This is a genomic window from Rhodanobacter sp. K2T2, from assembly GCF_013408815.1.
Taxonomy (GTDB): Bacteria; Pseudomonadota; Gammaproteobacteria; order Xanthomonadales; family Rhodanobacteraceae; genus Rhodanobacter.
Map to the genome: position 1 here is coordinate 1 of NZ_JACCCA010000020.1, position 20,824 is coordinate 20,824.

The following is a 20,824-nucleotide window of genomic DNA, read 5'->3' on the forward strand; positions in this document are numbered from 1 at the left end:
TCGTTTTCTACACTGGAATACACCGACGTCAGACGCGACACGTAGTCGTAGCCGAAATTCTGCGTCAGCGTGTTGTCGATGCCGTTGGTGATCTGTGTGATGCGATCGGCCGCGTCGTAGGTAAAGCCGAGGCTTTGCTTGCCCGGTACGCTGATGCCCGTCAGCCGCCCGTCCGTATCGTAGCTCAGGGTATTGGTGAGGCCATTGCTGGAGGTCCAGGCGGACATCGCCATGTCCATGGGCCGATACGTAATCGCCGATGCGCCATTGATCGGTGAGGCGCTGCCGATCTTCAAGGAAACGCCGGAGACGACGCCATTGGTGTAGGCGTAAACGGCCTGGTTGCTGTCGGGGTAATTCACCACGGTCACGCGACCCATGGCGTCGTAACTAAAGCCCAGCGCGTACGTCGTGCTGCCCATGGTAAAGCCACGCCCGCCGGTCCAGCCTTCCGGCGTATAGCTATACGACGTGGCCCCCGTGGCGTCGCTATCCGAACACAGGCGACCCAGGCCGTTGGTGCAGTTGTCGTAGGCGTAGGTCTGGGTCAGCCCCCCGGCGCTCACGGTGGTAAGGCGGTTGATGCCGTCATAGCCGTAGGTGGTCTGCACTCCGTCCGCGCGCGTCATGCTGGACGGTCGTCCGTATCCGTCGTAGGCGTAATTGACGGTGCCCGTGTCCGGGCTCACTTGTTGCAGCAGGTGGCCCAGACCGTCGTGCGTATAGCTCGTGACCAGACCGCGTGGGTCGGTGACGCTCGTCACGTTACCGCCGACGTCGTAGGTCATCACCGTGGTGACGCTCTGGGCCAGAAGCGCGGGTGAGTAAAGCGTCATCAGCAACGCAGCTGGCAATAGCTTGAGAGCGAGTAGCGATGTCTTCGGGGCGTCCATGGTTTCCTTCCTTGAGCATGCGGTGCCGGGCACGGTCGGTGTGTTGAGACGTCGTTTCATCAGTTCGTCCCCACCACTTTCGCCGTGAGCGTGCAGGTCGAGCTGGACACGTTGGCCCCAGCTGCATTGAAGAAAGTCACCGTGAACTGATATTGCTCACCGTTGCCGTTGGACGACGCGGTGTACAAACTGGTGACATAGTTACTGGAAGGATTGCTCGTAATCGCTACTGGTGAAGCAGCAGGATTGACCAACGTACCTGTGGACGCCGAATCACCCGCAGGCGGCCCTATAAGCGTCCAGACGTACTGGACGGTGACCGCCGTAGCTGGTACGGCGCCCGATATCAGCACGGCATGCGTTGCATTGGGCTTAGATCCCCAAACATCCCATGTGGTACCGCTCACGATTTCGAAACCGATCGACGCACTTCCGCTGGCTTTAGAAATGGCATAGCTCTCGGTGTACGACTGACCGTTGATCGCGAGAGGTACGGGAATGGTCACCACGGTTGTCGCCGTGCCACTGAACGGCCCGCAGCCAACGGCGTCGCAGGCCTGTACCCGATAGCCATAACTGCCATTCGTTTCGCCACTGACCGCCAGACTGGCCGCCGCCGAGTTCTGCAGGGTTGTCCAGCCGCCGCCGTTGACCTGCTGCTGCAGGAGGTAAGAACTCGCGCCGGTCACGCCGCCCCAGCTCACGGTGTAGCTGCCGGTGGCATTGCTGGCTGGCGCGCTCAGACCGGGAGCGGCGGCAGGCGCCGTAACGGTCACCGTACCGGTACCACTCCAGGGGCCGCAACCGCTGACATTGCAGGCCTGTACCCGATAGCCATAACTGCCGGCGCCCCGACTGGCCGTGCTCCAGCTGGCCGATGCGCTCGCTTGCACCGTGCTCCATCCGCCGCCGTTGACCTGCTCCTGCAAGGTGTAGCTGGTCGCCGCGCTCACGCCGCCCCAGCTGATCGTGTAGCCGCCGGTGTAGCTGACGCTTGGTACGCTGAGCGCCGGCGCGCTGGCCGGTATCGGCGGAATGGCGACCGTGACGGAGGCCGTGACACTCCACGCACCACAGCCAGAGCTGTTGCACGCTTGCACGCGGTAGCCATAGGTGTTGTTGCTCTTGCCCGTGGCCGCCCAGCTGGTCGCTGCGCTGTTCTGCACCGTAGCCCACGCGCCACCGTTCACCTGTTCCTGCAAGGTGTAACTGGTGGCGCCGCTCACGGCACTCCAGCTCACGGTGTAGTAGCTCACATTGGCGCTGGCCGGGACACTGAGGGTCGGCGCGCCGGCGGGCTCGTTCACCGGCACTTGGAAACTACCCGCGTTGGCCAGGGCGAGGTTGGCGGCCCCTATCGGCGAAATACCGTAGAGATAGATCGCCTGACCGGCGTATTGGCTGCGGGTAGCGACGGATAGTGGAATGCTGTAGCGGTAGCTGCCGCTGCTCACATCGCAGGCACTGGCGACCGCCGGCTCGCTGGTTTGGTTGGCGGTGTAGCGCCCGATATCGGTACCCGTGCCGGCCGGTCCACCCAGATACAGATCCACGCTGATCGACTGCGCTATCCCTGTGGAACACGCCCAGCCCGTCACGGTGGCATTGCCCGAGCCATCGATGGAGACGCCGTCAATGCTACCGGTCACCTGCGTCACGATCACGCTGCCGACGTTGCTCCATGGACCACAGCCGCTGCTGGTACAGGCTTGGGCGCGGTAACCAAAGGTGGCCGGGCTCTTGCCGCTGAGCGCCACGCTGGTGGCACTGCTGTTCTGGATTGTCGTCCATGCGCCGGCGTTGGCCTGCTCCTGCAGGATATAACTCGTGGCGCCGCTCACGGCCGTCCAGCTGACGGTATAACTGCCGTTGCTGCTGTTCGCTGGCGCACTGAGCGTCGGCGCTGCCGTGGGTATCGAAGGGCTCGCGCCGCCGCTTTCCACGGTCTGCGTGAGGCGATCGAGGTGATCGTACTGGTAGTTGATCACATGCCCAACGGCGTTGGTTGTCGAAAGCACATTGCCGTTGCCGTCATAAGCGTACGTCAGCGTCTGGCCGTTGTTACCGGTCTTTTGATACAGCCGACCCAGAGCGTCGTAGGTGGCAGATTCCTTGAGGCCGACGTCGCTGCCGCGCGTCACGATATGGCTGGTGACATCCCCGTTAGGATCGTACCCAAACGTCTCGGTCGACGTACCGTCCTTATCGTTGTGTGTGATGGTCTGCACCATCATTTCCGCATTGCGATTCCACGTGGTCACCTCATTATCGGGCGTGGTGAGCGTGTAGAGCAGCCCAAAACCGTCGTAGGTATAGGTCCATGTTGCGGCGGTGCCATTGGGATGCGTCGTTTTGGTGCTGATGCGACCACGCGCGTCGTACACGAAATCAGTAGCGTCCCCGTTCGGACCGACGACGTGCTGCGGCTCTCCCAGACCGTTGTAATTGCTATACGTTGTGGTGTGACCTAAGCCATCGGCAAACGAGCTGACGTTACCCAGCGTGTCATAGGTCGTCACATCGGTATCGCTGTTGTTCGGTGACGGGTGGGTCACCGACATCGTTTGCACCATGCCGTTGGCGTAAAGCGTGTAGTTGTACTGCGTCGTGAGCGTCTGATTGGCGGTGCCGTTGGCCGACAGGTTGGTGACCGACACGGAGGCCAAGCGGTTCTGAGCGTTGTAGGTGTAGGCCGTCTTCGACCAGCCTTCGACCGTCGCACTCGTCAGGCGGTTAAGTTGCGCGTTGGGATCCCACACGTAATCGGTGGTCCGCGCCTGCGTCGTACCTGACGCTTCGGTCTCTGTCTGCAGCTGACCGTTCGCCGCGTACGTGTAAGTGTGCACGTTGCCGTTGTTGTCGACCGTCTGCGACAGATTGCCGTTGTTGTCGTACTGGCGCGAGTTCACCGTCGCGCCACAGTCGGCTACCGCATTATTGCTGACCGAACTCAATTGGCCATTATAGAACTCAATTGGCCATTATAGCTGCCGCCCGTGCCATAGGTGCCATCATAGGTTTGCACGGCCTGATGACCTAAAGGATTGGTGACCGTCGCCTGGACGTTGCCGGCGCTGTCGGTCGCATAATTGATGCTGATGTTCTGACTGCTATCCGCGAGATAGGTACTGGTTGCCCATCCATTGAAGGGGCTGTTATCCGTTCGATACGACGTGTACGCGTAGGGCGTGCCGTTGTAGTCGACTTCGCTGAGACCGCCGTAGAAGCTAGTAGCGTTGTACTCAAAGTTTATCGTGGTCGCTGGCGAGCCCGGAAACGCAATGGAATCGTAGTTCGCTTGCGTTTGGTGCAGCGTGTAGGCATTGCCCGCGGGGTCAGTGACTACGACTGGCGACGTAAAAACGGACTTGCCGTTGACGACTGTCGTTGCACCCGGCCCCTGCGCGATCGTCATGGACTGACCGTTGGTGTGTGTAATCGTCAGTGTCGAGATGCCGTTGGCCTGAGCGCGGCTAAACGTCCAACCAATGCCGGAGGCATCCTTCGTCGACATCAGCGCGCCAGTGCTACTAAAAATCTTGGTGGTAGCATCCTCATCCTGCAGTGTGTATGTAGCCGAGGCGCTGTTGTAGGCCAGCGTCGCCAGGTTACCGCCACCGCTCTCGGTAAACGGGCCCTTACCTGCCGTCCCATTGAAAAGGATGGTCGATCCATCGGCACGATAAAACTTGACGCCTGGGCAAGGACCGCCGTTGTAATTGGGGTCATAGGCACAGGCCGTGTCCAGCGAATAGTAGGAATCGTCCGACCAAGGATTGATCCCCCGATTATGATAATAAAGCTCGTATTTCAACCCCATCTCACCAGGCAATGAAAAGAGGGTGTACGTCTCCAGTTTGGTGCCTTTGCTTACATCAATCGGAGCTCCTTGATAATTTCCGCTACAAGGACCGCCATTCGGGTCCTTCTTAGGGTCGGTGGAAGAGTTGCTGGGATTGTTGAAGGAAAATAGGTGGCCATTGGTCCAGCTGATTGGGCCACCGGAGCCTTGCGTTAGGGAAAAACCTTGTCCCCAAGTGGAAGATATATCAAACGGTTTGTAGGCCTGCGCAGTTACAACTACTGGTGGCAAGGGAGTAGCAGTAGGAGGAGGGCCATTAATTTGCTCGGAGGAGTGCGGGCCATCCAATTGTTGCGCCATCGCGATTTGCGACACGCCAATAAATACGCACGCTGTTATCAGGACTGCTTTGAAGCGAGGTTTAAACACGGGGTCCCTCCCATTCGGGGCTTTGAGCATAGAAAGGCGTTGCGTGGTCACACGGCAACGTAAAAAGATGAACTGATCCTTCGCCCACAAACAATTCACCCGGCCAACGACGAGTTACAAACAAGCGATATTCCGTATGAGCCAGATCGGTGGCCGCTGTCGAAGCAACGCAGCAGGGCAAATTCAGCCTGTCGAGTTACGTGCCCCAATGACAACGTCCCTATCATCACGACTCCCTTTGATCCCCTTTGGATGAATCGCTGCTGCAGCGATAAGTCATCGTCCAATTCTGCTCCCGCCAGGCGGGTCGTTGTCAACACCATTTATCCGATGCCACCGCCCCTCGCCCGAATCGAAGATCCCGGCACAGGCTTTTATCGGCTTATCGTTGCGGACCATGGTTCGTGCCGCCGAACCGACCCATAGGCTTAATCCAACGAAACATGACGTCCCGCATCCCTTCTCGTTATTGCCGCGACCAGGTTAGCTAGCTGATCCGCGCCGTTAGCTATGCTCCATATTTCTGCGATGAACCGCAGCGATATCCTCCGGCACATGGCGCACACCGAGATATTCGATCAGTAGAAGCCACCGATCAAGATCAGCACGTCGGCATCCCGTCCAGCGCAGGGCCATCGGCCAGCGACAGCCGGTTGCAAGCAGCCATTGCATGCCGCAAAGCGCTCCCCGAGAGGGACAGCAATGGCAGCGTTGCGACGAAAACGGCCGGGAGGCAGGAGGAATGAACGGTTGGCTATTTTTCCTGAGGGTCGGTTGGTTCCATCTCGCAGGATACGGCGCGGGCGAGCAGAAGGCTGCTTTCGCGGGTGTTGCGGGTAAGGGCGGCGGCGCGTTCAAACTCGACGCGGGCTTCGGACCGGCGGCCTAGTTTGTAGAGCAGATCGGCGCGGACGCTGGGCAAAAGATGGTAGCGCGCCAGTGATGGCTCGCCGGCCAAGGCATCGACGAGTACGAGGCCCGCCTCGGGGCCGTCGGCCATGGAAACGGCGACGGCACGATTGAGTTCGATGACGGGAGAGGGATGGACCTGAGCGAGCTCGGTGTAGAGGACGACAATGCGACGCCAGTCGGTTTCCGCTGGTGCGCGCGCGCGGGCGTGGCAGGCGGCGATCTCGGCTTGAAGCAGATAGCTGCCGCGGTTGGCGTCGATTCGGCGAGCGCGCTGGATGGCGCTCAGTCCTCGACGGATGAGCAACGGATCCCAGTGGCTGCGGTTTTGCTCCAGCAGCAGTACCGCCTCGCCGGTTGCCGTGACGCGGGCGCGCGTCCGCGACGCCTGAATCTCCATCAGGGCGACCAGTCCGTGGACTTCGGGTTCGGCGGGCATGAGTTCGGCGAGGATGCGACCGAGGCGGAGCGCGTCCTCGCAGAGCGAGGGGCGCATGAGGTCGTCGCCGCTGGTGGCCGAGTAGCCCTCGTTGAAGATCAGGTAGATGACTTCGAGCACGGAGGAAAGTCGGGTAGCGAGCTCCGGGCCGTGGGGCACCTCGAACGGGATGTGCTTGTCGGCGAGGGTGCGTTTGGCGCGCACGATGCGCTGGGCGATGGTGGGTTCGGGCGTCAGGAAGGCACGCGCGATTTCCTCGGTGGTGAGACCACCAAGGAGACGCAGCGTGAGTGCTGCACGCGACTCGGCGGGCAGCACGGGATGACAGGCGACGAAGACGAGGCGCAGGAGATCGTCGCCGATGCTGTTGTCGAGCGCGGCGTCGAGATCGGGCGAGGTTTGCTCGAGCACGTCGAGTTCGCGCGCAAGCGCTTCGTGCTTGCACCTGGCGACGGCGTTATGGCGGAAGAGATCGATGGCGCGGCGTTTGGCGGTGGCGGTGAGCCAAGCGCCGGGATTGTCGGGCACGCCGGATTGCGGCCACTGTACGAGTGCGGCGAGAAGCGCCTCCTGCGCAAGGTCTTCGGCCAGACCGACGTCGCGGGTAAAGCGGGTCAGGCCCGCGATGACGCGGGCGGACTCGATGCGCCAGACAGCTTCGACAATGCGATGGTGATCGGTAGCAGACACGGCTACCGATCACATCAGCTTTAAACCGGGCGCGCAAGCGCGGTTACGTGTTCGATGTCTGATCCGGCAGCTCGGCGCGACGATCTACCTTGTACTGAATCTCTTCTTTGGAAAGCAGCGGGGCGAAATCTTCCATCTCGAAAATTTGGCGGATCTCGATTTCGGACTCCCCGTGGTGGGGATTGGGGCAGCGCTTGACCCATTCGATGGCCTCCGCGAGGGACTTCAGCTGCCAGATCCAGAAGCCGGCGACGAGCTCCTTGGTCTCGGCGAACGGGCCGTCGATGACGGTCCGCGATTTACCGGAAAATTTGACGCGCGCCCCTTTGCCGCTGGGGTGGAGTCCATCCATGGCCAGCACGACGCCGGCCTTGATCAGCTCTTCGTTGAACTTGCTCATGTCGGCCATGAGCTGCGGATCGGGCAGTGCGCCTTCTTTTTCGGACTCGGCGGTTGCTTTGACGATAACCATGAATCGCATGGGAAATCTCCTGTGGTTGTTCGTGATAGGGGCGCTCTAGGCGTTGGCCATTTGTTTACAACGGTGAACTCAGATGGATAGCGGCATGGACTGGCTGTCGCTCGCTTTCGAACGGGCTCACTGTTGATACGTCGAACGACGCAGGGGCTAATCGACACGAGATTCGAATTTAAATCGATTATTTTTAGGCAAGGCGGAGCATGGCCCCATTTCGGCGTCGATGGAGGCTGGCTTAACCGCTTAACCAGGTTGGGCACTTCGTCCCCTTTGATCGGCCTCGATTTTGATCGGCCGCGATGCGAGCCATGTCAAAGCGGCCTCTGGCGATACCGGCACGGCACATGCAGCGCCGTGCGGATTACCTGCGAAGGCCAGGCGGCGGCGGCGCGAGAGAATCAGGCAGACAGGCGCGTCACGCCCAGCCCCGACGCAAACAGGCCGACAGCCGCCAACGGCGTGGCTGCGGCGGCAGACACTTGTGCGGCGGACGGCACAACCGCCGCACAAGCAGCGAACAACGCCCGAATCAGTACGCCATGAACAACGTCACGAATCCGCCAAGCCCCGACCGACGTTGCTCAGCCACATAGTCGATTTCGCCAGCCGGTGTTCCATGGCGGGGTGACGACTAGACCGGCTCGAACGTCTCGATGGCACGCGGTCGCATGGGCACGCGTTCCCCGGGCGCCAACGCCGCCGGGGCGGTGGGCTGCGTCGGATGGGTTCGACCCAGCGTGATGTTTTTCCCGGCTCGCACGTAACGGTTGGCGAACGTCCAGATCTCGCCCGTTTCGGTGATCAGCACCACCCAGTAAAGGTCGGATTCCGGGCCGTAGTCCAGCATCACGTGTGCAAAGCCCTCGCCTTTGGGTGTGTTCATGGGCAGGGGCGGATTGAGCTGGATCATTGGAGGGTCTCCCTAATGTGTCCTTACGTTGGCTTTCGGGCGGTGAATGCGCCGAGAAACAATTGCATAGGCTCACTTCATTCTTCTCGCCGGCTGACATGGCAAAACCGAAGAGACCGAACCAGAGAGACCCGGCGCGCGTCGCCTTGGCCTTTTCGTCTTCGTTACCGACCGTTCGACGCCGTGTGCAACCTACGCGGCGATAAGTTCAAGGCGATGGACGCGCATCGATGGCGTGTGTCATTCGCCAAAGCGTGCGCATCCCATCCGGGACGGCGGCAAGGCGTGAGGTGCATTTTCCAGCCGCCGAAAACGTGCATTCGAGCGGACCCGCTTATTGGGGAGCAAGAAACTTGGACCCGGCAAACTCCGTCGCAGCGCCCCGTCAACGAGCGATAAAGGTACTGATCAGCCGACCGGCATCAAATCGGCCGTAAACAGCCGCCAGTGCTTATCGCCACCTTCAACGCAGAGATAGTTGTTTGTGCGTTGGCTTATGGATTCGTCTTTAGCGAGCATTTGAGCGAAAGCGAGGGCATCTGTGCGCGACACGAACCGCTTTTCTCCGTCTCGCGGAATGGGCACAGTCCAACCATGCGCGGCATCCGGATTGAAGGGAATGTCGAAAATCTCCATCGGCGGTTCCTCGGGCAAGTATCTTCGACGCTAGGCTCGCTACGGTGAATAGCCTGTGCAGAGAGACACGTAACGGGTGTCTTCGGGCCAGCGCTCTGCCATGTGCTGCCACGCGTCAGCATCCTCATCGGGGTGTGCGGCACGCAGTCGGTTTCATAGCCTTCGGCGATGCCCGACGTCGTTGCTGCACGCCTCGAGATCGCATCGCAGCAAAACCCTCCATGTCGGCTGTCATAAGGGACAGGTTGCCTTTCAGCTGAAGTCGTCCGCCTGAATGACCAAAAACTTGCTATGACGCAGGCTGACTATGCTCGAACGCTAAAGCCAACGACTGGCCGACCGCAAGGGATTGCCACTGCTGCGTCAGCGCCAGGATTCGCTGGCGCACGGCGTCGACGTCATCCGCGTCCAAGGCCAAAGGCGCGCATTGGCGAGCGCGACAAGTGACCCGATACAAGTCGAGCATGTCGGTCGGGGAGCTGCTCCACCCCGACCAGCCGTCCGCCTGAAATACTTCGACCAGACGCTCCACCCCATCGCTCTCGGCATCGGCCTGCATCTGGAACGAGGCCGCCTCACCGTCGAGCACGCGACCGACAAAGCCCCGCTTGTGCAGTGTGTGCTCGACTGCGTAGTGGACCATGTCATGCGGAATGATGCCTTGCTTGGGGCAAGCCATGCTTTCGACGACAGCGCCATCCCGGATCACGTCCATCGTGTCGTGTTTTCCCGATCCCTTGGTAAAGATGAGTTGCATGATGGGCGCTCTATCGCGGAAATGGAGCGGCGGGCAAGCCGTCCGCTTTGAACGAAATATCAGAACTCAACGACACGTACATCGCCGGCGAGCTCACCTGAAAGTTGCCCTGCAAGAAGGATAGCGTCTTGAAGCGTCTCGTCTGAGCCGTGGGATGCCGTGAGCATGGCATAGGGTTTCGATCCGTCCCCGATGCACAGCTCATCAATGATGTCCTCGATCCTCGAGGCATCGATGCCGACCACCCCGACATAACTGACCCGCTCTTGGATCCATTGCGCCACGATCGCATCGAGTTCCGAGCGATAGCCGTGCAGTGAGTGAAGAATAATCTTGGACGAAGTGGCCATTGAGTGACAACGCGCGAATGGAGCGGCGGCCAAGCCGTCCGCTTTGAAGAAGTGGTCACGCCTCACGCGGGAAACGTGATTCGTACGGTGGATCGGCTTGCTCCCATTGCGCATCCACGTCGATGAGGTACGCATGGACATCCTGCAGATCTACGGAAGGCGGAATGTCGACCGATATGTAGCCGCCAGTGGCGCCCTCGTAGCTGCATCCCATTGCGACGAGACGTTGCAGCAACAGCTCTGAAGCGTTGCCGTAGGAAACCGGCGGATCGACGATGATGCGGATGGTTCGATGGCCAGACCGCGTCACCACGGATTGGAACGTCGCCATGCCTTCGCGTGCGTCGAACGGCGCCCATACCGTGTCCTGCCAGGAGACGCCGTAGGCGTAGAACGGGGAGTTGTCCAGTTTGTAATGGTCGTTGCCGATCGGCGTTGCCCAAAGCGTCTCGACGTTGGCGCATCCCTCATGGTCTGGGACACGAAACAAGATTTTCGCTGTCGGTTCGCCGCTCATCGAGTGAAGCCGACTCGGCGACTTTTCGCTTGGTCAATCATCATGCTGCACCGGCCAAAGAGTGACGACAAGAAAACCACGATATCTTCTGAAAGCGTCATGCAGGGGGCCGGTATCGAGTTCTGGCGATGAATCCAGGTTTGAAGACCCACCCAGTAACGGCTGTTGTCACCGCACAGCTCATTCACCCTACGGCTCATTGACGACGGCGCGCTTTCCATGAAACTCGAACGCGGCACTGTCGTCGTTGAACCATTGGCGACGAACATCGGCAACTGTCGGCGTTGCGCGCAGAAGCTGCACAAGACCGAGCGTAAGCCACGCGCTCGCAATCTCGAAACCACGAAAAGAACCCTCCTCTCTGCGTAGGGGATAGGTCTTCATGATGACTGGCGATTTATGCCTACTCGAGTTGCCCTGTAACCACGGCGAGCGGAAGAGGAATGACAACGCAGGCGCCGAACACTACAACCGACAGAAACCATTGACGCCGATACGGCGGCAAGGCGAGTGCCGAGGCGCCTGACCGCTTTCGCTTTACGCCTCGTCGGTCGAGGCGGAGTCGAGAAACGCCATAAGCTGTTGCATCCCCGGGGAGGCGGCCGAGTGATCCTGGGCCCACGGCATCTCACGCTTCCACTGCTCCTGGCTCAGCTTCTGGATGACGCTGGCGGGCGCGTCTCGAAAACCCATGAACCACTTGCGGAAGAACCGTTGCGGCACCCGACGGCGCTCCAGCTCGACCAGCTCGTGGTGGAGGGTGGAGCGGCGAATGCGCTCGTAAACGTCCTCCACATCGGCCGGGTGGCCTTCGAAGTACTGGAAAAACTGGCTGTCGCCATATAGCAGCACGCCAGTCACGTCTTTCTCCGCATTGTGAGTGCGCGCGTCCATCAGGAGCCGGTCGAGATCGGCCGGCTGCATCGGCCGGGCCGAGCGGCTCATGTATACAACGCCAATCATGTCCATCGATTGCGGCCCTTGAAGATCGGTAGCCGCCTATATTGACCGGTGCTCGGGGCCGCTGCAAATTCACAGTGTGTTCCGGCCATCCCCGAAACACGACATGCCACGCTCGGCAGATTTCGAGGGCATCGATGATCGAAACCCTGCCGGACATGGCCGCACAACGGTGCGACCCACGCTAATCGCGACGGAATTTTTGCACGAGAATGTCGAGTCGAGCCTCTGCGCCGGCAGCCGGAATGCGCTCGGATTTTGCAAAAACGACCAGGCCGTGCAGCGCGCTCCAAAGCACTTCGGCTAAAAATACCGGCTGCTGTCGATCGGGCCCCAGCGCAGCGACCAGCTCGGCAAAGGACGCACGCAGAGCGGGCGGCGTGTGCTCGCTGGCGAATTGGATCTGGGTCGGCAAGACGAACATGGCCTCGTAAACGACCGCGTTGGAGCGAGCGAAATCGAGGTAGGCGGCACACACATTGCGCAGGACATCCGGCTTGCCTTTCTTTTTCGCCGTTTCCTTCTGCAAGCGCGCCGCGAGCTCCTCGAACCCTTTCGTCGCCACGGCGGCCATGATGTCGGCCTTGCCTTTGAAGTGGCTGTAGAGAACCGGCTGACTGTAGTCGATCAGCGCGGCAAGCCGCCGTGTGGTCACGGCGTCCCACCCTTCGGCTTCGGCCAATTGGCGCGCTGCCGCCAGAATGAGTTCGTAGCGCTCCATGCGCTGGTTTTTTCTGCGTTCGGCGATGGTCATTCGCCCAGCCTATCGGCAGAAGAATAATTGTCAACGCTAGATTAGTGTTGACATGTTTTCTGTCAGTGCTAGTATTTCTGCAACTGACAGGAGATTCCAATGCTACATATCGGGTACGTGCTCTCCGGCCTCATCGCGGCCGGCATTCTTTTTCTCGGATCGCGCTTTTGGTGGAGCCCTGCCGCCGCGTCGGCAGAGTTCGGCATCGCCCATTCGCCACCGCCGTCGACCGGGCTGACCGCGTGGCTGTCCGTCAAGGGCACGCGGGATATCGCTGCCGGACTTTTTGTCGTGCTGCTCATGACGAATGGATCGCCGCGGCTGCTCGGCGAATTCATGCTGGTGGCGAGCCTCATCGCCTTTGGCGACATGGCGACCGTGCTTCGATCGGGCGGAAGCAAAGGCTTAGCCCTGGGCATGCATGGCTTTACGGGCATTGTCATCGTCGCCACCGGCGCATGCCTGATCTTCGGCGCGAAGTAAAAAACTCATCCCCTCACTGACAACTGAAAAGGACCAAAACAATGACGAACGCAATGACAACGGATCTGGTCAAGCTCGGGCATCTCTTTGCCGACATCATGACCAGCCACGATCTGTCGCGCCTCGACGAGATCAAGGCACCCGACTACGTAAACCACAACGCCTTCGCCGAACCGGGACTGGAGGGTTCGAAGAAAGTGTTGGGAGCCATCATCGCGGGCGTGCCCGACCTCAAAGTCACGGCGGAAGACGTCTTCGCGTCGGCGGATGGCTCGCGCGTCGTCGGCCGTTACCGGTACGAAGGCACGCATACCGGAAACCTCCTCGGCTACCCCGCCACGGGCAACCCCTTCGTCATGCGCTCGATCGATATCTGGCGGGTCGAGAACGGCCGTTTTGTCGAGCATTGGGACGAGCTCAACACCCTCGACGTCTTCATTCAGATGGGCGCCGTGCAGCCGCCTCGCCAGCCGTAACTCTATACGTCCGCAGCGAGGCGATGCCGGGACAGTAGCGAAGCGCATCGTTGTCGGGCGTCCAGTAATGCTCAGCGTCGTGACCATCGGAGCCGGCAGATCAGTTTTGTCGGCGCCGTATCGGTTCGTCCGCTGTCGCACACGCGATGCCTGCTGCGACCTGCACGTACCCGGGGTTGCCGACGGCACCCTCGCCCTCTTCTATCCGCCACAGGAATTCATGATGCGAACCTTTGAGCTTCGGGTCTACACGATGCGCACGAAAGAGGCGCTCGATTTTTACATCGGTACCGTCTTTCCTCGCCACCTTCACAATTTTTCCTCGTTCGGCGTCGAGGCTCACGGCGTATGGACGGCCAAGGCCGATGTCACGCCCCGAGCCTTCGTGCTGGTTTCTTACGCGGAGGGCGACGATCCTGGCGAGGTCGCGCAGCGCTACATACAAAGCCCGGAGGCGGCGAACGACGCGCGCGGCTTCGATGTCGCCGACATCCTGGGCGTCGAATCGACGGTCTTGATGCCGGCGGCGGGTTCGCCATTCGGATAATCGCAATCGTATGGCCGAAAAGTACACGCGTTATCGTCGTCTGACTCGCCAGTAGGCAGGCTCGCCGAAGGCAACGCTCTGGATAAAGAACGCCTGCCGAACCATCGGGGATCGAGCGGCGGAGCCAACACTCACCATGGCGAATTTCGGGCGAGCTACTCGTGGCCGCCTTCCGCTGGAGATGCGATATGCACGATGAAGTCTGCAAACAGCCTTCGGGCAAATTTATCCCCGTCGTCGATTTTTCTCGCTGCGAAGCCAAAGGGCCTTGCGTGGAGGTATGCCCTTACGATGTGTTCGCCATTCGCAGCATCGAACCCGCCGACTACGCCAAGCTGGGATTTTTATCGAAGCTTAAAAATCGCGTTCACGGCGGAAGAGTCGCCTACACGCCCAACGCGGATCAATGCCGCGCGTGCGGCCTGTGCGTCAAGGCGTGTCCGGAGCACGCCATCAAGCTCGTCAAAGCAATTGCCTGATTTTTGCGTGCGCGCTGCCGCGAGTGCGTAAGGCGGTTAGCGGCCGAGCCGTTCGGACCGATAGAAACGCTCGAGTTCGCGCGTCGTTGCCAGCCTGATCTTCGGCAAGCTGATACGGTCGAATAGTTCTTTGTAGCGCCGGCGGTTCTCTCGGGTAACGATCGCGATGTGGCGGATCATCGCCCATCGGACGCTGTTTCGGCTCCCCTCGAGATCGCCGGGCCGATCGCGCTCGAACCACGATCGGCGGACGTAGCGTAAAAGGCTGGTTGCGGTTGCGGCGTCCAGCAGGATGAATCCGGTTGCCCGTGCCAGCCGCTGCGGCAGGCAGCGAGAATAGTTGCCCTCCATGACCCAGCTCGCGCCCACAATCGCCTCATCGTGCAGGGCGATGAACTCTTCGGGCGGCCGAGGCTGCCAATTCGTTTGCGGCAAATGGTAAAGCTGGTCCAGGTGGATGGGTGTCAGCCCGCGCGCCCGCCCGATGGCGGCCGCCAAAGTCGACTTGCCGCTGTTCGACGGCCCCATCACGCAGATACGCGGTCCGAGAGAATCAAGAATCATAAGTACGGGCTCGATACTCGGTCATACATTGGGGACGAAAGGCATGCCGCGACGATGGCCACTGTTCCATCGAATCACCTGATGGAACAGCCAGGACATCCCTCACCATCGCGCATGGACCCGCTCGGTGGGTTCGCGTGAAAACGTAAGGAAACCCCAACTCTGCCCCACTTCCGGATCGGATGTTACTTCGATGTCGCTGCCGACTTGATGAACTCGACGCGCCTGAAACGCAGCGCCGACCAATCCTCATCGATGGCGACCGCGCGAACGGTATCAAATCCCAAACGGCGAATGACGCGCCACCCCGTATCCCGGTTGAAATCGCACGTGTACTTTTTGGACGTGCCCTTCGGATAGGCGAACCACAGCAACGCGTCAGCCTTGAGTTTGTCGGCAAGGGCCGGGGAAATAGCGTCGACCTCGCTCTGCCGCGTGGCGAACACGAGCGCAAAAGAAACGGCCGCTACCTTCTGAAGATCGCGCAACACGGCGACACCGGCAAGCGCGGCCAGCTCGGCCTCGAAAGACGCCGGCGCGTTGACCACCACGATCTCCCCGCGGTCTTTAAGGTTTAGTTTCTCGAAGACCGAACCCATGCCGAGCCCCTGAGATGGCTTGATGCCGAAATTGCTGTGCAAGGCAATGTCCGCCCTGCACGAATCACCACGCAGTAACTGCCAGCGATCGACATCAGGGAACCCGAGGATAATGCGGAATGGCCTGACTCAGGCAAACCCACGGCTGTGCACTGGCCGTCCAGATGTCCAGCATCGGCTGAAACGCCGACGCGTCATCCAGGCTAGCAAAGCGCACAGACTGGAATCCCGGGTTGGCATCGCCGCGCGTGAACAACGGCGAGCCGCACTCGGGGCAGAAGCTGCGCGTCGCGAGCGCGCCGCTGCCAGCGCGCACCGAATACGTTTTCGGCGTGCCGATTATCTCCATATCCGCGGCCGCCACGATAAAACCCGACGCGAACGGCGCACCGCTGGCACGCTGACAATCCAGACAGTGGCAATTGAGCATGGCGACAGGCGCGCGTGAGCACACATAGCGAATCGACCCACAGGCGCATCCGCCGGAAAAGGGAGCCGTCATACCGAAGTTTCCTTGCTGCCTGACGCTTCAAAAAAGATATCAGGAAAAACTCGACTCGGTCAGTGACGCACTCAATTTGTCCCTGACACTTTATCCGCCTCTGCCAGGTTGTCCTTAACCGCAAGGGTACCCGGAGGCTGCCGCTCCTGCGAAGCGAACGCTGCTTCTTTCCACACTCTCTTGAAGATGCCCTTGAGTGCCGGCTTGAGATGCGCCAGCGTCTGCTCCTGGGGCGCGCCCATCGCGATGGAAACGATAGCCTGCATATGCAGCACTTCCGGCTCGGAGACATAGCCTTGCTGGCGCCAACGCCAGCCGCTGGTGCGGCCATCGGAGAAGTGACTGAAGTGGAAGCGCGTATTGGCAAGGAATACGCCGAAGCCCAGATAGACGGCCGCGAGGTCGGTGGCGATTTCCCACACGTCCCAACCACCCGGCGGCGGCTCCGGAAAACGTGCCGTGCGGTAGTGCGCCAGCTCGTGAGCGAAGGTCGCCACCAGCGCGGCCGGGTCGGCCAACTGGTCCGGATGATAGGTGATCAACGCCCCCTCGTCGCCCAGTGCGCGATACGTCCCCGCGGGCGACTGCGGTGCACCCTGCACGAACGCATATGTCGAGACCTTCGGATCAGGATCGCCCTCCTGCACCTGCAACTCGCACGGCCAGTCGGCCATGCCCGCATGCACTTTGACCTGCGCGAAGACCGCTTCGGCAAAAGCCGCGTCGTGCCTTCCTCGCTGGGGAAAGAACTCCCGCGTCGGCAGAATGAGCCTGCGCGAACGCAAAGCTTCCAGTCCACCCGTATGCCGCACCAACCAGTCGAAGCAGTCAAACTGCCATGCCGTCAACTCGGCATCAAGCAACGCTTCCTTGCGAAACCATCCGAACATGGAACCCCCGAGCGTCAATGTAAAGCACTTTAGCCTGAAGCAAGATTCGAGCGTAGAAGAGAGGCGTCACGACCCACATCTTCTGATCTTCTTCTAAATTTCCCCAACATTTTTCACTAAGTAGAAAAGTCTACTCTGACCCCGGTTTTCGATCTGTAGAAAAAGCCATAACGTGATCCCGTGCAGCGATATCTCACGGTAAAAGTCATGACAACTAATAGTCGCGATACAAAAGCACTAGACGAACTAGTGCAGCCGCTTTTCACAAAGTGGAAAAAGCCGACTCTGGTCGCGGTTTAGTGGTGACCGTCACCATTCGTCGTTGCACGCTGCTTTGGGTTAGCCGCCACCGAGGCGGTGCAAGCACGTGGATTGGTGCTGCGGGGTGAGGCCAGTGGCAATCTGAGCCGACTGCACCAGCCCGAAACCGGGCTTGCGCTCGCGAATCATGGTCAGGCAGCCGCCAAGGAGATCATACGGAAGCACCATCTGCTCGCCGCGATCGATATAGCGAACGAGCCAGCGGCGAATGTCGCCCCCACCCATATCCGCATAGCTGCGTACGAGGTTTTCCCGCACGCCCAAGGTCGGGTTATCCCGGAATCGGTCGCGCATGTGGCGCATGACATCGTCCAGCGAGTGTTTGCCGTCTGTTCGGTCAATCAGTCGCGCATCCAGCAGGTAAGCGAAGATGGCACCCCGGTTGTACGGAAGTCGCTGTACGTCCGGGTTACTCCAGAAGTCGTCCACGATGCGTGCGTTGGGCGATCTGCGCACAGTCGACATGTCATAACCAACGGAAATGGCATTGAAGGAATCTTGAAAGCCTCTCAGGCTCAAGCGTCCATCTCGCAGCTCCGCGCGATTGGTGTAGAAAACTGTGAAGCCCTCCGAGAACCAGTAGGCCAACGGCTCACGCTTGTCCTTGGGCATTTTCCCTGTGCGCGTGGGAATCCATGCATGGGTGTACTCGTGCATGGCCAGGTCCGCCAGCTCTTGCGGCGTCAGATTCGCATGGACCTGCGCCATGAAGCCGCCATCGCGCCCAATGCCGGCAGAGCCTGCGGAACCCGCTTCCAGAACACGCATAGTGACGACAAAGTCGCCCGTCGTATCGCCCCAGAAGCTGCGCAGCCCGTTGACCACAGGCACCATTGCATCAGCAAACGAGGCCAAGGTCGTCGGCGCTCCAACGCTGGCAACCTGCATCGTTCCGCCCAGGATCGGTCGCCGTATTTCACTCATTCCCCGGCCACCGACGAAACTGCTTTGCACCAGATGCTCGACCGTCAATCCCGTGGCGCCGAAGCTACTCAGGGTTGTCGCCAACGACCATCCCGATGGCGCTTGCCAGTTGAATCCCAGCGGAGCGTCGACATACTTGATCGGCGTCGCGAACAAGTCGTTGCCCAAGGCCTCGAATTGCTGATGCTCTACCCAAATGCCTTGATAAATGTCGCCATCGGCATGCGCCCCGCCAGTCGCGGGCTTCACGAGATAATCCATCGTTACACGCGCACCGGCCCTGCCACGCACGATCCACAAACCATCCGCCGTACGCCTCAACGACGCCCCATGCATTACCGGCACTGACACGAACCGGGACGGTTCACGAGCAGCGATCCCTTTCGGTGGATTCCAGCGAAGCTCGCCGTCAGGCGGCAGGTCGAACGCTACATCTACCCGCAGGCCCTGCAGCCGGATTGAATCGAAAGCCGGCGCCAATCGATAGCTCAAATGCATTGAGGACTGGGTGCCTGTCGCATGTGCGGTATTCAACGCAGCAAGCAAGATCAGACCAACAGCAAACCAGGAAGCAAAACGATTCATTCGGCATCCGGGAGTGGTTGGCACTCCTCGGCTGAGCAATAGCTGTGCCAGCCCTTAGCGCACGAAAGACGGCCATTCAACCGCTGCACCGGAAGACGTCCGCGTGTCCGCGGACACCTGCAAGCGGACACGGCGGACGAATGTCGCAGCCCTAACTTCCTCCGTCCCGGTATTTACGACGTTCATACCGAAATCCCGTTGTCTGCAAGCCACGAAAGAGCAGCAGCTATCGCAATGAGGATGCAGCCAAACGCTAGCGCGTACATCAAGCGGCGCGCGCTCTCGAGTGCAAGGCGAGGAGCCTCGTACGGCACCCAGTGTGAGTCGCCTGCAACCTGCATTTCCCAAGGACCGAAGTTCACGCGCCGATAAAAAAGTACGTTATAGGGTTGTAACGCTTTCCCTAGGTTGATTAGGAGCGTTTCGAATCCGACGAGGCCTCCGTCAATCTTCGCGATGACAGCATCGCTCCCATCTACCAACCAAGCGTCTGTGCCGCTGCGTGGCGCGGTAGCAGTGACCACCTGCTTTATGATCAATAAAGGAATCGTTCGTACACGAAACGCGCTGGTGACAATCAAGCCATCAGCACCGAGCTGGATGCCATAGCGTCTTACGTATAAGTAGCCCCATGCCAGTAGTGGCATCAAGCAAGCACCTACTACGCAGTAAGCAATGGCCTCACCGCTGCTAGGCCGCGCTGCAAGTGAACCAATGGCGTAAACCTCCGCCGCAATTACCAACACGATAAAACCTAGAAGAACGTGAGAGAGCCATCTAGGGAAACGGTATTCCATATTTCCTCGGTCGCCGCTAGCTCGGCTGAGTAATCGCCATTCGAAAATGGCGTCAGAGTGCCAGTGTTAGTACGCCGATTAAAAAAGTCGACTCTGACCCCAGTTTCTCACGGGTTACGAAGCCAGAGGAGACCACACCATGCGCGCGACCGAAGTATTGCAAAAGTGTCTGCGCGACGCACTCGGTTCGATGCATGCGTTGCGTAGCCGCGTGCTGTTGCGCGCCGTCGAAGCGATGATCCAGCGCAGCCGCCTGACGCTGATCGATCTGGCGCGCCCATGGCCTGACTCGGAGCGCGTCCGTGCACCACTGAAGGCGCTCGATTGACTGTTGGGCAACCGTCATCTGCATATCCAACAAAGGGGTCAGATTCAATTACCGCGACGGAGATAATGAACCCGACCCCTTTTTTGCTGCGGGCAGAAGCTTTGGCCGGCATGGGAATCCATCCATTTGTCGCGACAACGAAACCGATGAAGCCCTTCCCTTCGCGCGCTTTCTCGCAACGCCGAGCAGAAAAGTCGACTCTGACCCCGGTTTCTGAAACTTGGGTCAGTGTGCACTTGTTTTTTCCGCACAGGAGGAAGGTCGACTCTGACTCCGGTTCCCCGCTCATCCATCAACGGCGATTCCAATCAGTTCGGAACTGCAACTCACGATTCATCTGAAATGCGTCAATACAGCGAATGCCCAAGCCTTTACATATATCCGGCACCTTACGATTAGCTCGTTTCTTACTAGGCGCGGATATTTCAGCGCTAACAACGACGCGAGTGCCAACGTCAGCTAAACCATGCGCAATTAGAAACGGATCTTTGCCAACCTCCGCAACTTCAATATCCGTTAGGTCGGAGGCGTACTCTCGGAGAACACGACGAACTAAGCCGACCTCAGCCGTTCCAGGCAAACGAAGAATAGGAGCGACTTCTGCGTCATTTGCCCAACCACGAAGCACATCTCGTTCGGCATCCCCGCCTTTTAGCTCGTCAAATGTTTCAGACGGCATCTTCACGATGTGCTGACCAGCCAAATTTGCAAGCCAAGACCAATACTCAGGAACAGCTTCCACGGGGTAATAATCCCGATTCGCATTGATCAATATATTTGCATCCAGCAAATAGAGAGTAGCCAT

At 59.7% G+C, this 20,824-nt stretch carries 23 protein-coding genes and 2 pseudogenes; 5 read left to right on the plus strand and 20 right to left on the minus strand.

Annotated elements, in window-relative coordinates; genetic code table 11:
- The 13 genes and pseudogenes from HDE78_RS20375 to HDE78_RS20435 form a co-directional block, all read right to left on the minus strand.
- Positions 1–893 (minus strand): annotated as a pseudogene (locus HDE78_RS20375) (hypothetical protein); the annotation flags it as partial.
- A gap of 59 nt (positions 894–952) precedes the next feature.
- Positions 953–3,802 carry an RHS repeat protein gene (locus tag HDE78_RS20380; protein WP_179482972.1) on the minus strand — a complete coding sequence of 950 codons (2,850 nt, stop codon included), beginning with the start codon at positions 3,800–3,802 and terminating at the stop codon, positions 953–955.
- 41 nt (positions 3,803–3,843) lie between these two features.
- Positions 3,844–5,124, minus strand: coding sequence for a hypothetical protein (locus HDE78_RS20385; protein ID WP_179482973.1), 1,281 nt, complete (start codon positions 5,122–5,124; stop codon positions 3,844–3,846).
- A 754-nt stretch (positions 5,125–5,878) separates the two neighbouring features.
- Positions 5,879–7,162 carry an RNA polymerase sigma factor gene (locus HDE78_RS20390; protein WP_179482975.1) on the minus strand — a complete coding sequence of 428 codons (1,284 nt, stop codon included), beginning with the start codon at positions 7,160–7,162 and terminating at the stop codon, positions 5,879–5,881.
- A 43-nt stretch (positions 7,163–7,205) separates the two neighbouring features.
- A complete protein-coding gene (locus HDE78_RS20395) occupies positions 7,206–7,643 on the minus strand; it encodes a YciI family protein (RefSeq protein ID WP_179482977.1) in 438 nt (145 codons plus the stop codon).
- 628 nt (positions 7,644–8,271) lie between these two features.
- A complete protein-coding gene (locus HDE78_RS20400) occupies positions 8,272–8,550 on the minus strand; it encodes a hypothetical protein (RefSeq protein WP_179482979.1) in 279 nt (92 codons plus the stop codon).
- A gap of 408 nt (positions 8,551–8,958) precedes the next feature.
- Positions 8,959–9,186, minus strand: a complete 228-nt coding sequence (locus HDE78_RS20405; protein WP_179482981.1) for a hypothetical protein — start codon at positions 9,184–9,186, stop codon at positions 8,959–8,961.
- Between the two features lie 289 nt (positions 9,187–9,475).
- Complete coding sequence (locus HDE78_RS20410) at positions 9,476–9,943, minus strand: hypothetical protein (protein WP_179482982.1); 468 nt, start codon at positions 9,941–9,943, stop codon at positions 9,476–9,478.
- Positions 9,944–10,002: 59 nt separating this feature from the next.
- Entirely contained in the window at positions 10,003–10,359 is a 357-nt protein-coding gene (locus tag HDE78_RS20415; RefSeq protein ID WP_345776087.1) for a hypothetical protein, read from the minus strand.
- On the minus strand, positions 10,349–10,810 hold the full coding sequence (locus HDE78_RS20420) for a DUF4265 domain-containing protein (protein ID WP_179482986.1): 462 nt from the start codon (positions 10,808–10,810) through the stop codon (positions 10,349–10,351). Before HDE78_RS20420 ends, HDE78_RS20415 begins: the two co-directional genes overlap by 11 nt.
- 189 nt (positions 10,811–10,999) lie before the next feature.
- Positions 11,000–11,194: a hypothetical protein gene (locus HDE78_RS20425; protein ID WP_179482988.1), complete on the minus strand. Its 195-nt coding sequence runs from the start codon at positions 11,192–11,194 to the stop codon at positions 11,000–11,002.
- A 153-nt stretch (positions 11,195–11,347) separates the two neighbouring features.
- Complete coding sequence (locus HDE78_RS20430) at positions 11,348–11,779, minus strand: BLUF domain-containing protein (protein WP_343205701.1); 432 nt, start codon at positions 11,777–11,779, stop codon at positions 11,348–11,350.
- Positions 11,780–11,954: 175 nt separating this feature from the next.
- A complete protein-coding gene (locus HDE78_RS20435) occupies positions 11,955–12,524 on the minus strand; it encodes a TetR/AcrR family transcriptional regulator (RefSeq protein WP_179482991.1) in 570 nt (189 codons plus the stop codon).
- Positions 12,525–12,623: 99 nt separating this feature from the next.
- Here HDE78_RS20435 and HDE78_RS20440 point away from each other — a divergent pair, with 99 nt between their 5' ends.
- The 4 genes from HDE78_RS20440 to HDE78_RS20455 all read left to right on the plus strand — a co-directional run bounded on the left by HDE78_RS20440 (position 12,624) and on the right by HDE78_RS20455 (position 14,509).
- Positions 12,624–13,007 carry a DUF4267 domain-containing protein gene (locus HDE78_RS20440; protein ID WP_179482993.1) on the plus strand — a complete coding sequence of 128 codons (384 nt, stop codon included), beginning with the start codon at positions 12,624–12,626 and terminating at the stop codon, positions 13,005–13,007.
- Between the two features lie 41 nt (positions 13,008–13,048).
- Positions 13,049–13,483 carry an ester cyclase gene (locus HDE78_RS20445; RefSeq protein WP_218862619.1) on the plus strand — a complete coding sequence of 145 codons (435 nt, stop codon included), beginning with the start codon at positions 13,049–13,051 and terminating at the stop codon, positions 13,481–13,483.
- 67 nt (positions 13,484–13,550) lie between these two features.
- On the plus strand, positions 13,551–14,030 hold the full coding sequence (locus tag HDE78_RS20450) for an NIPSNAP family protein (protein WP_179482995.1): 480 nt from the start codon (positions 13,551–13,553) through the stop codon (positions 14,028–14,030).
- Between the two features lie 188 nt (positions 14,031–14,218).
- Positions 14,219–14,509, plus strand: coding sequence for a ferredoxin family protein (locus tag HDE78_RS20455; protein WP_179482997.1), 291 nt, complete (start codon positions 14,219–14,221; stop codon positions 14,507–14,509).
- A gap of 36 nt (positions 14,510–14,545) precedes the next feature.
- Here the strand turns inward: HDE78_RS20455 and HDE78_RS21175 are convergent, their stop codons facing one another.
- From HDE78_RS21175 to HDE78_RS20485, 6 genes are all read right to left on the minus strand, one after another.
- Positions 14,546–15,073, minus strand: coding sequence for an AAA family ATPase (locus HDE78_RS21175; RefSeq protein ID WP_179482999.1), 528 nt, complete (start codon positions 15,071–15,073; stop codon positions 14,546–14,548).
- A 185-nt stretch (positions 15,074–15,258) separates the two neighbouring features.
- Positions 15,259–15,714, minus strand: coding sequence for a hypothetical protein (locus HDE78_RS20465; protein ID WP_218862621.1), 456 nt, complete (start codon positions 15,712–15,714; stop codon positions 15,259–15,261).
- Positions 15,715–15,766: 52 nt separating this feature from the next.
- Complete coding sequence (locus HDE78_RS20470) at positions 15,767–16,174, minus strand: GFA family protein (RefSeq protein WP_179483001.1); 408 nt, start codon at positions 16,172–16,174, stop codon at positions 15,767–15,769.
- A gap of 71 nt (positions 16,175–16,245) precedes the next feature.
- Complete coding sequence (locus HDE78_RS20475; protein ID WP_179483003.1) at positions 16,246–17,064, minus strand: hypothetical protein; 819 nt, start codon at positions 17,062–17,064, stop codon at positions 16,246–16,248.
- Positions 17,065–17,403: 339 nt separating this feature from the next.
- The gene (locus tag HDE78_RS20480) at positions 17,404–18,894 is read right to left on the minus strand and encodes a hypothetical protein (protein ID WP_179483005.1); all 1,491 of its coding nucleotides are present in this window, start codon (positions 18,892–18,894) and stop codon (positions 17,404–17,406) included.
- A 182-nt stretch (positions 18,895–19,076) separates the two neighbouring features.
- Complete coding sequence (locus HDE78_RS20485; RefSeq protein ID WP_179483007.1) at positions 19,077–19,691, minus strand: hypothetical protein; 615 nt, start codon at positions 19,689–19,691, stop codon at positions 19,077–19,079.
- 139 nt (positions 19,692–19,830) lie between these two features.
- On the opposite strand from HDE78_RS20485, the pseudogene HDE78_RS20490 reads away from it, so the two are divergent.
- A pseudogene (locus HDE78_RS20490) lies at positions 19,831–20,016 on the plus strand (IS4 family transposase); the annotation flags it as partial.
- A gap of 295 nt (positions 20,017–20,311) precedes the next feature.
- On the opposite strand, the gene HDE78_RS20495 reads toward HDE78_RS20490, so the two are convergent.
- Positions 20,312–20,824 (minus strand): DUF4411 family protein, encoded by a 513-nt coding sequence (locus tag HDE78_RS20495; RefSeq protein ID WP_179483009.1) that lies wholly within the window; start codon positions 20,822–20,824, stop codon positions 20,312–20,314.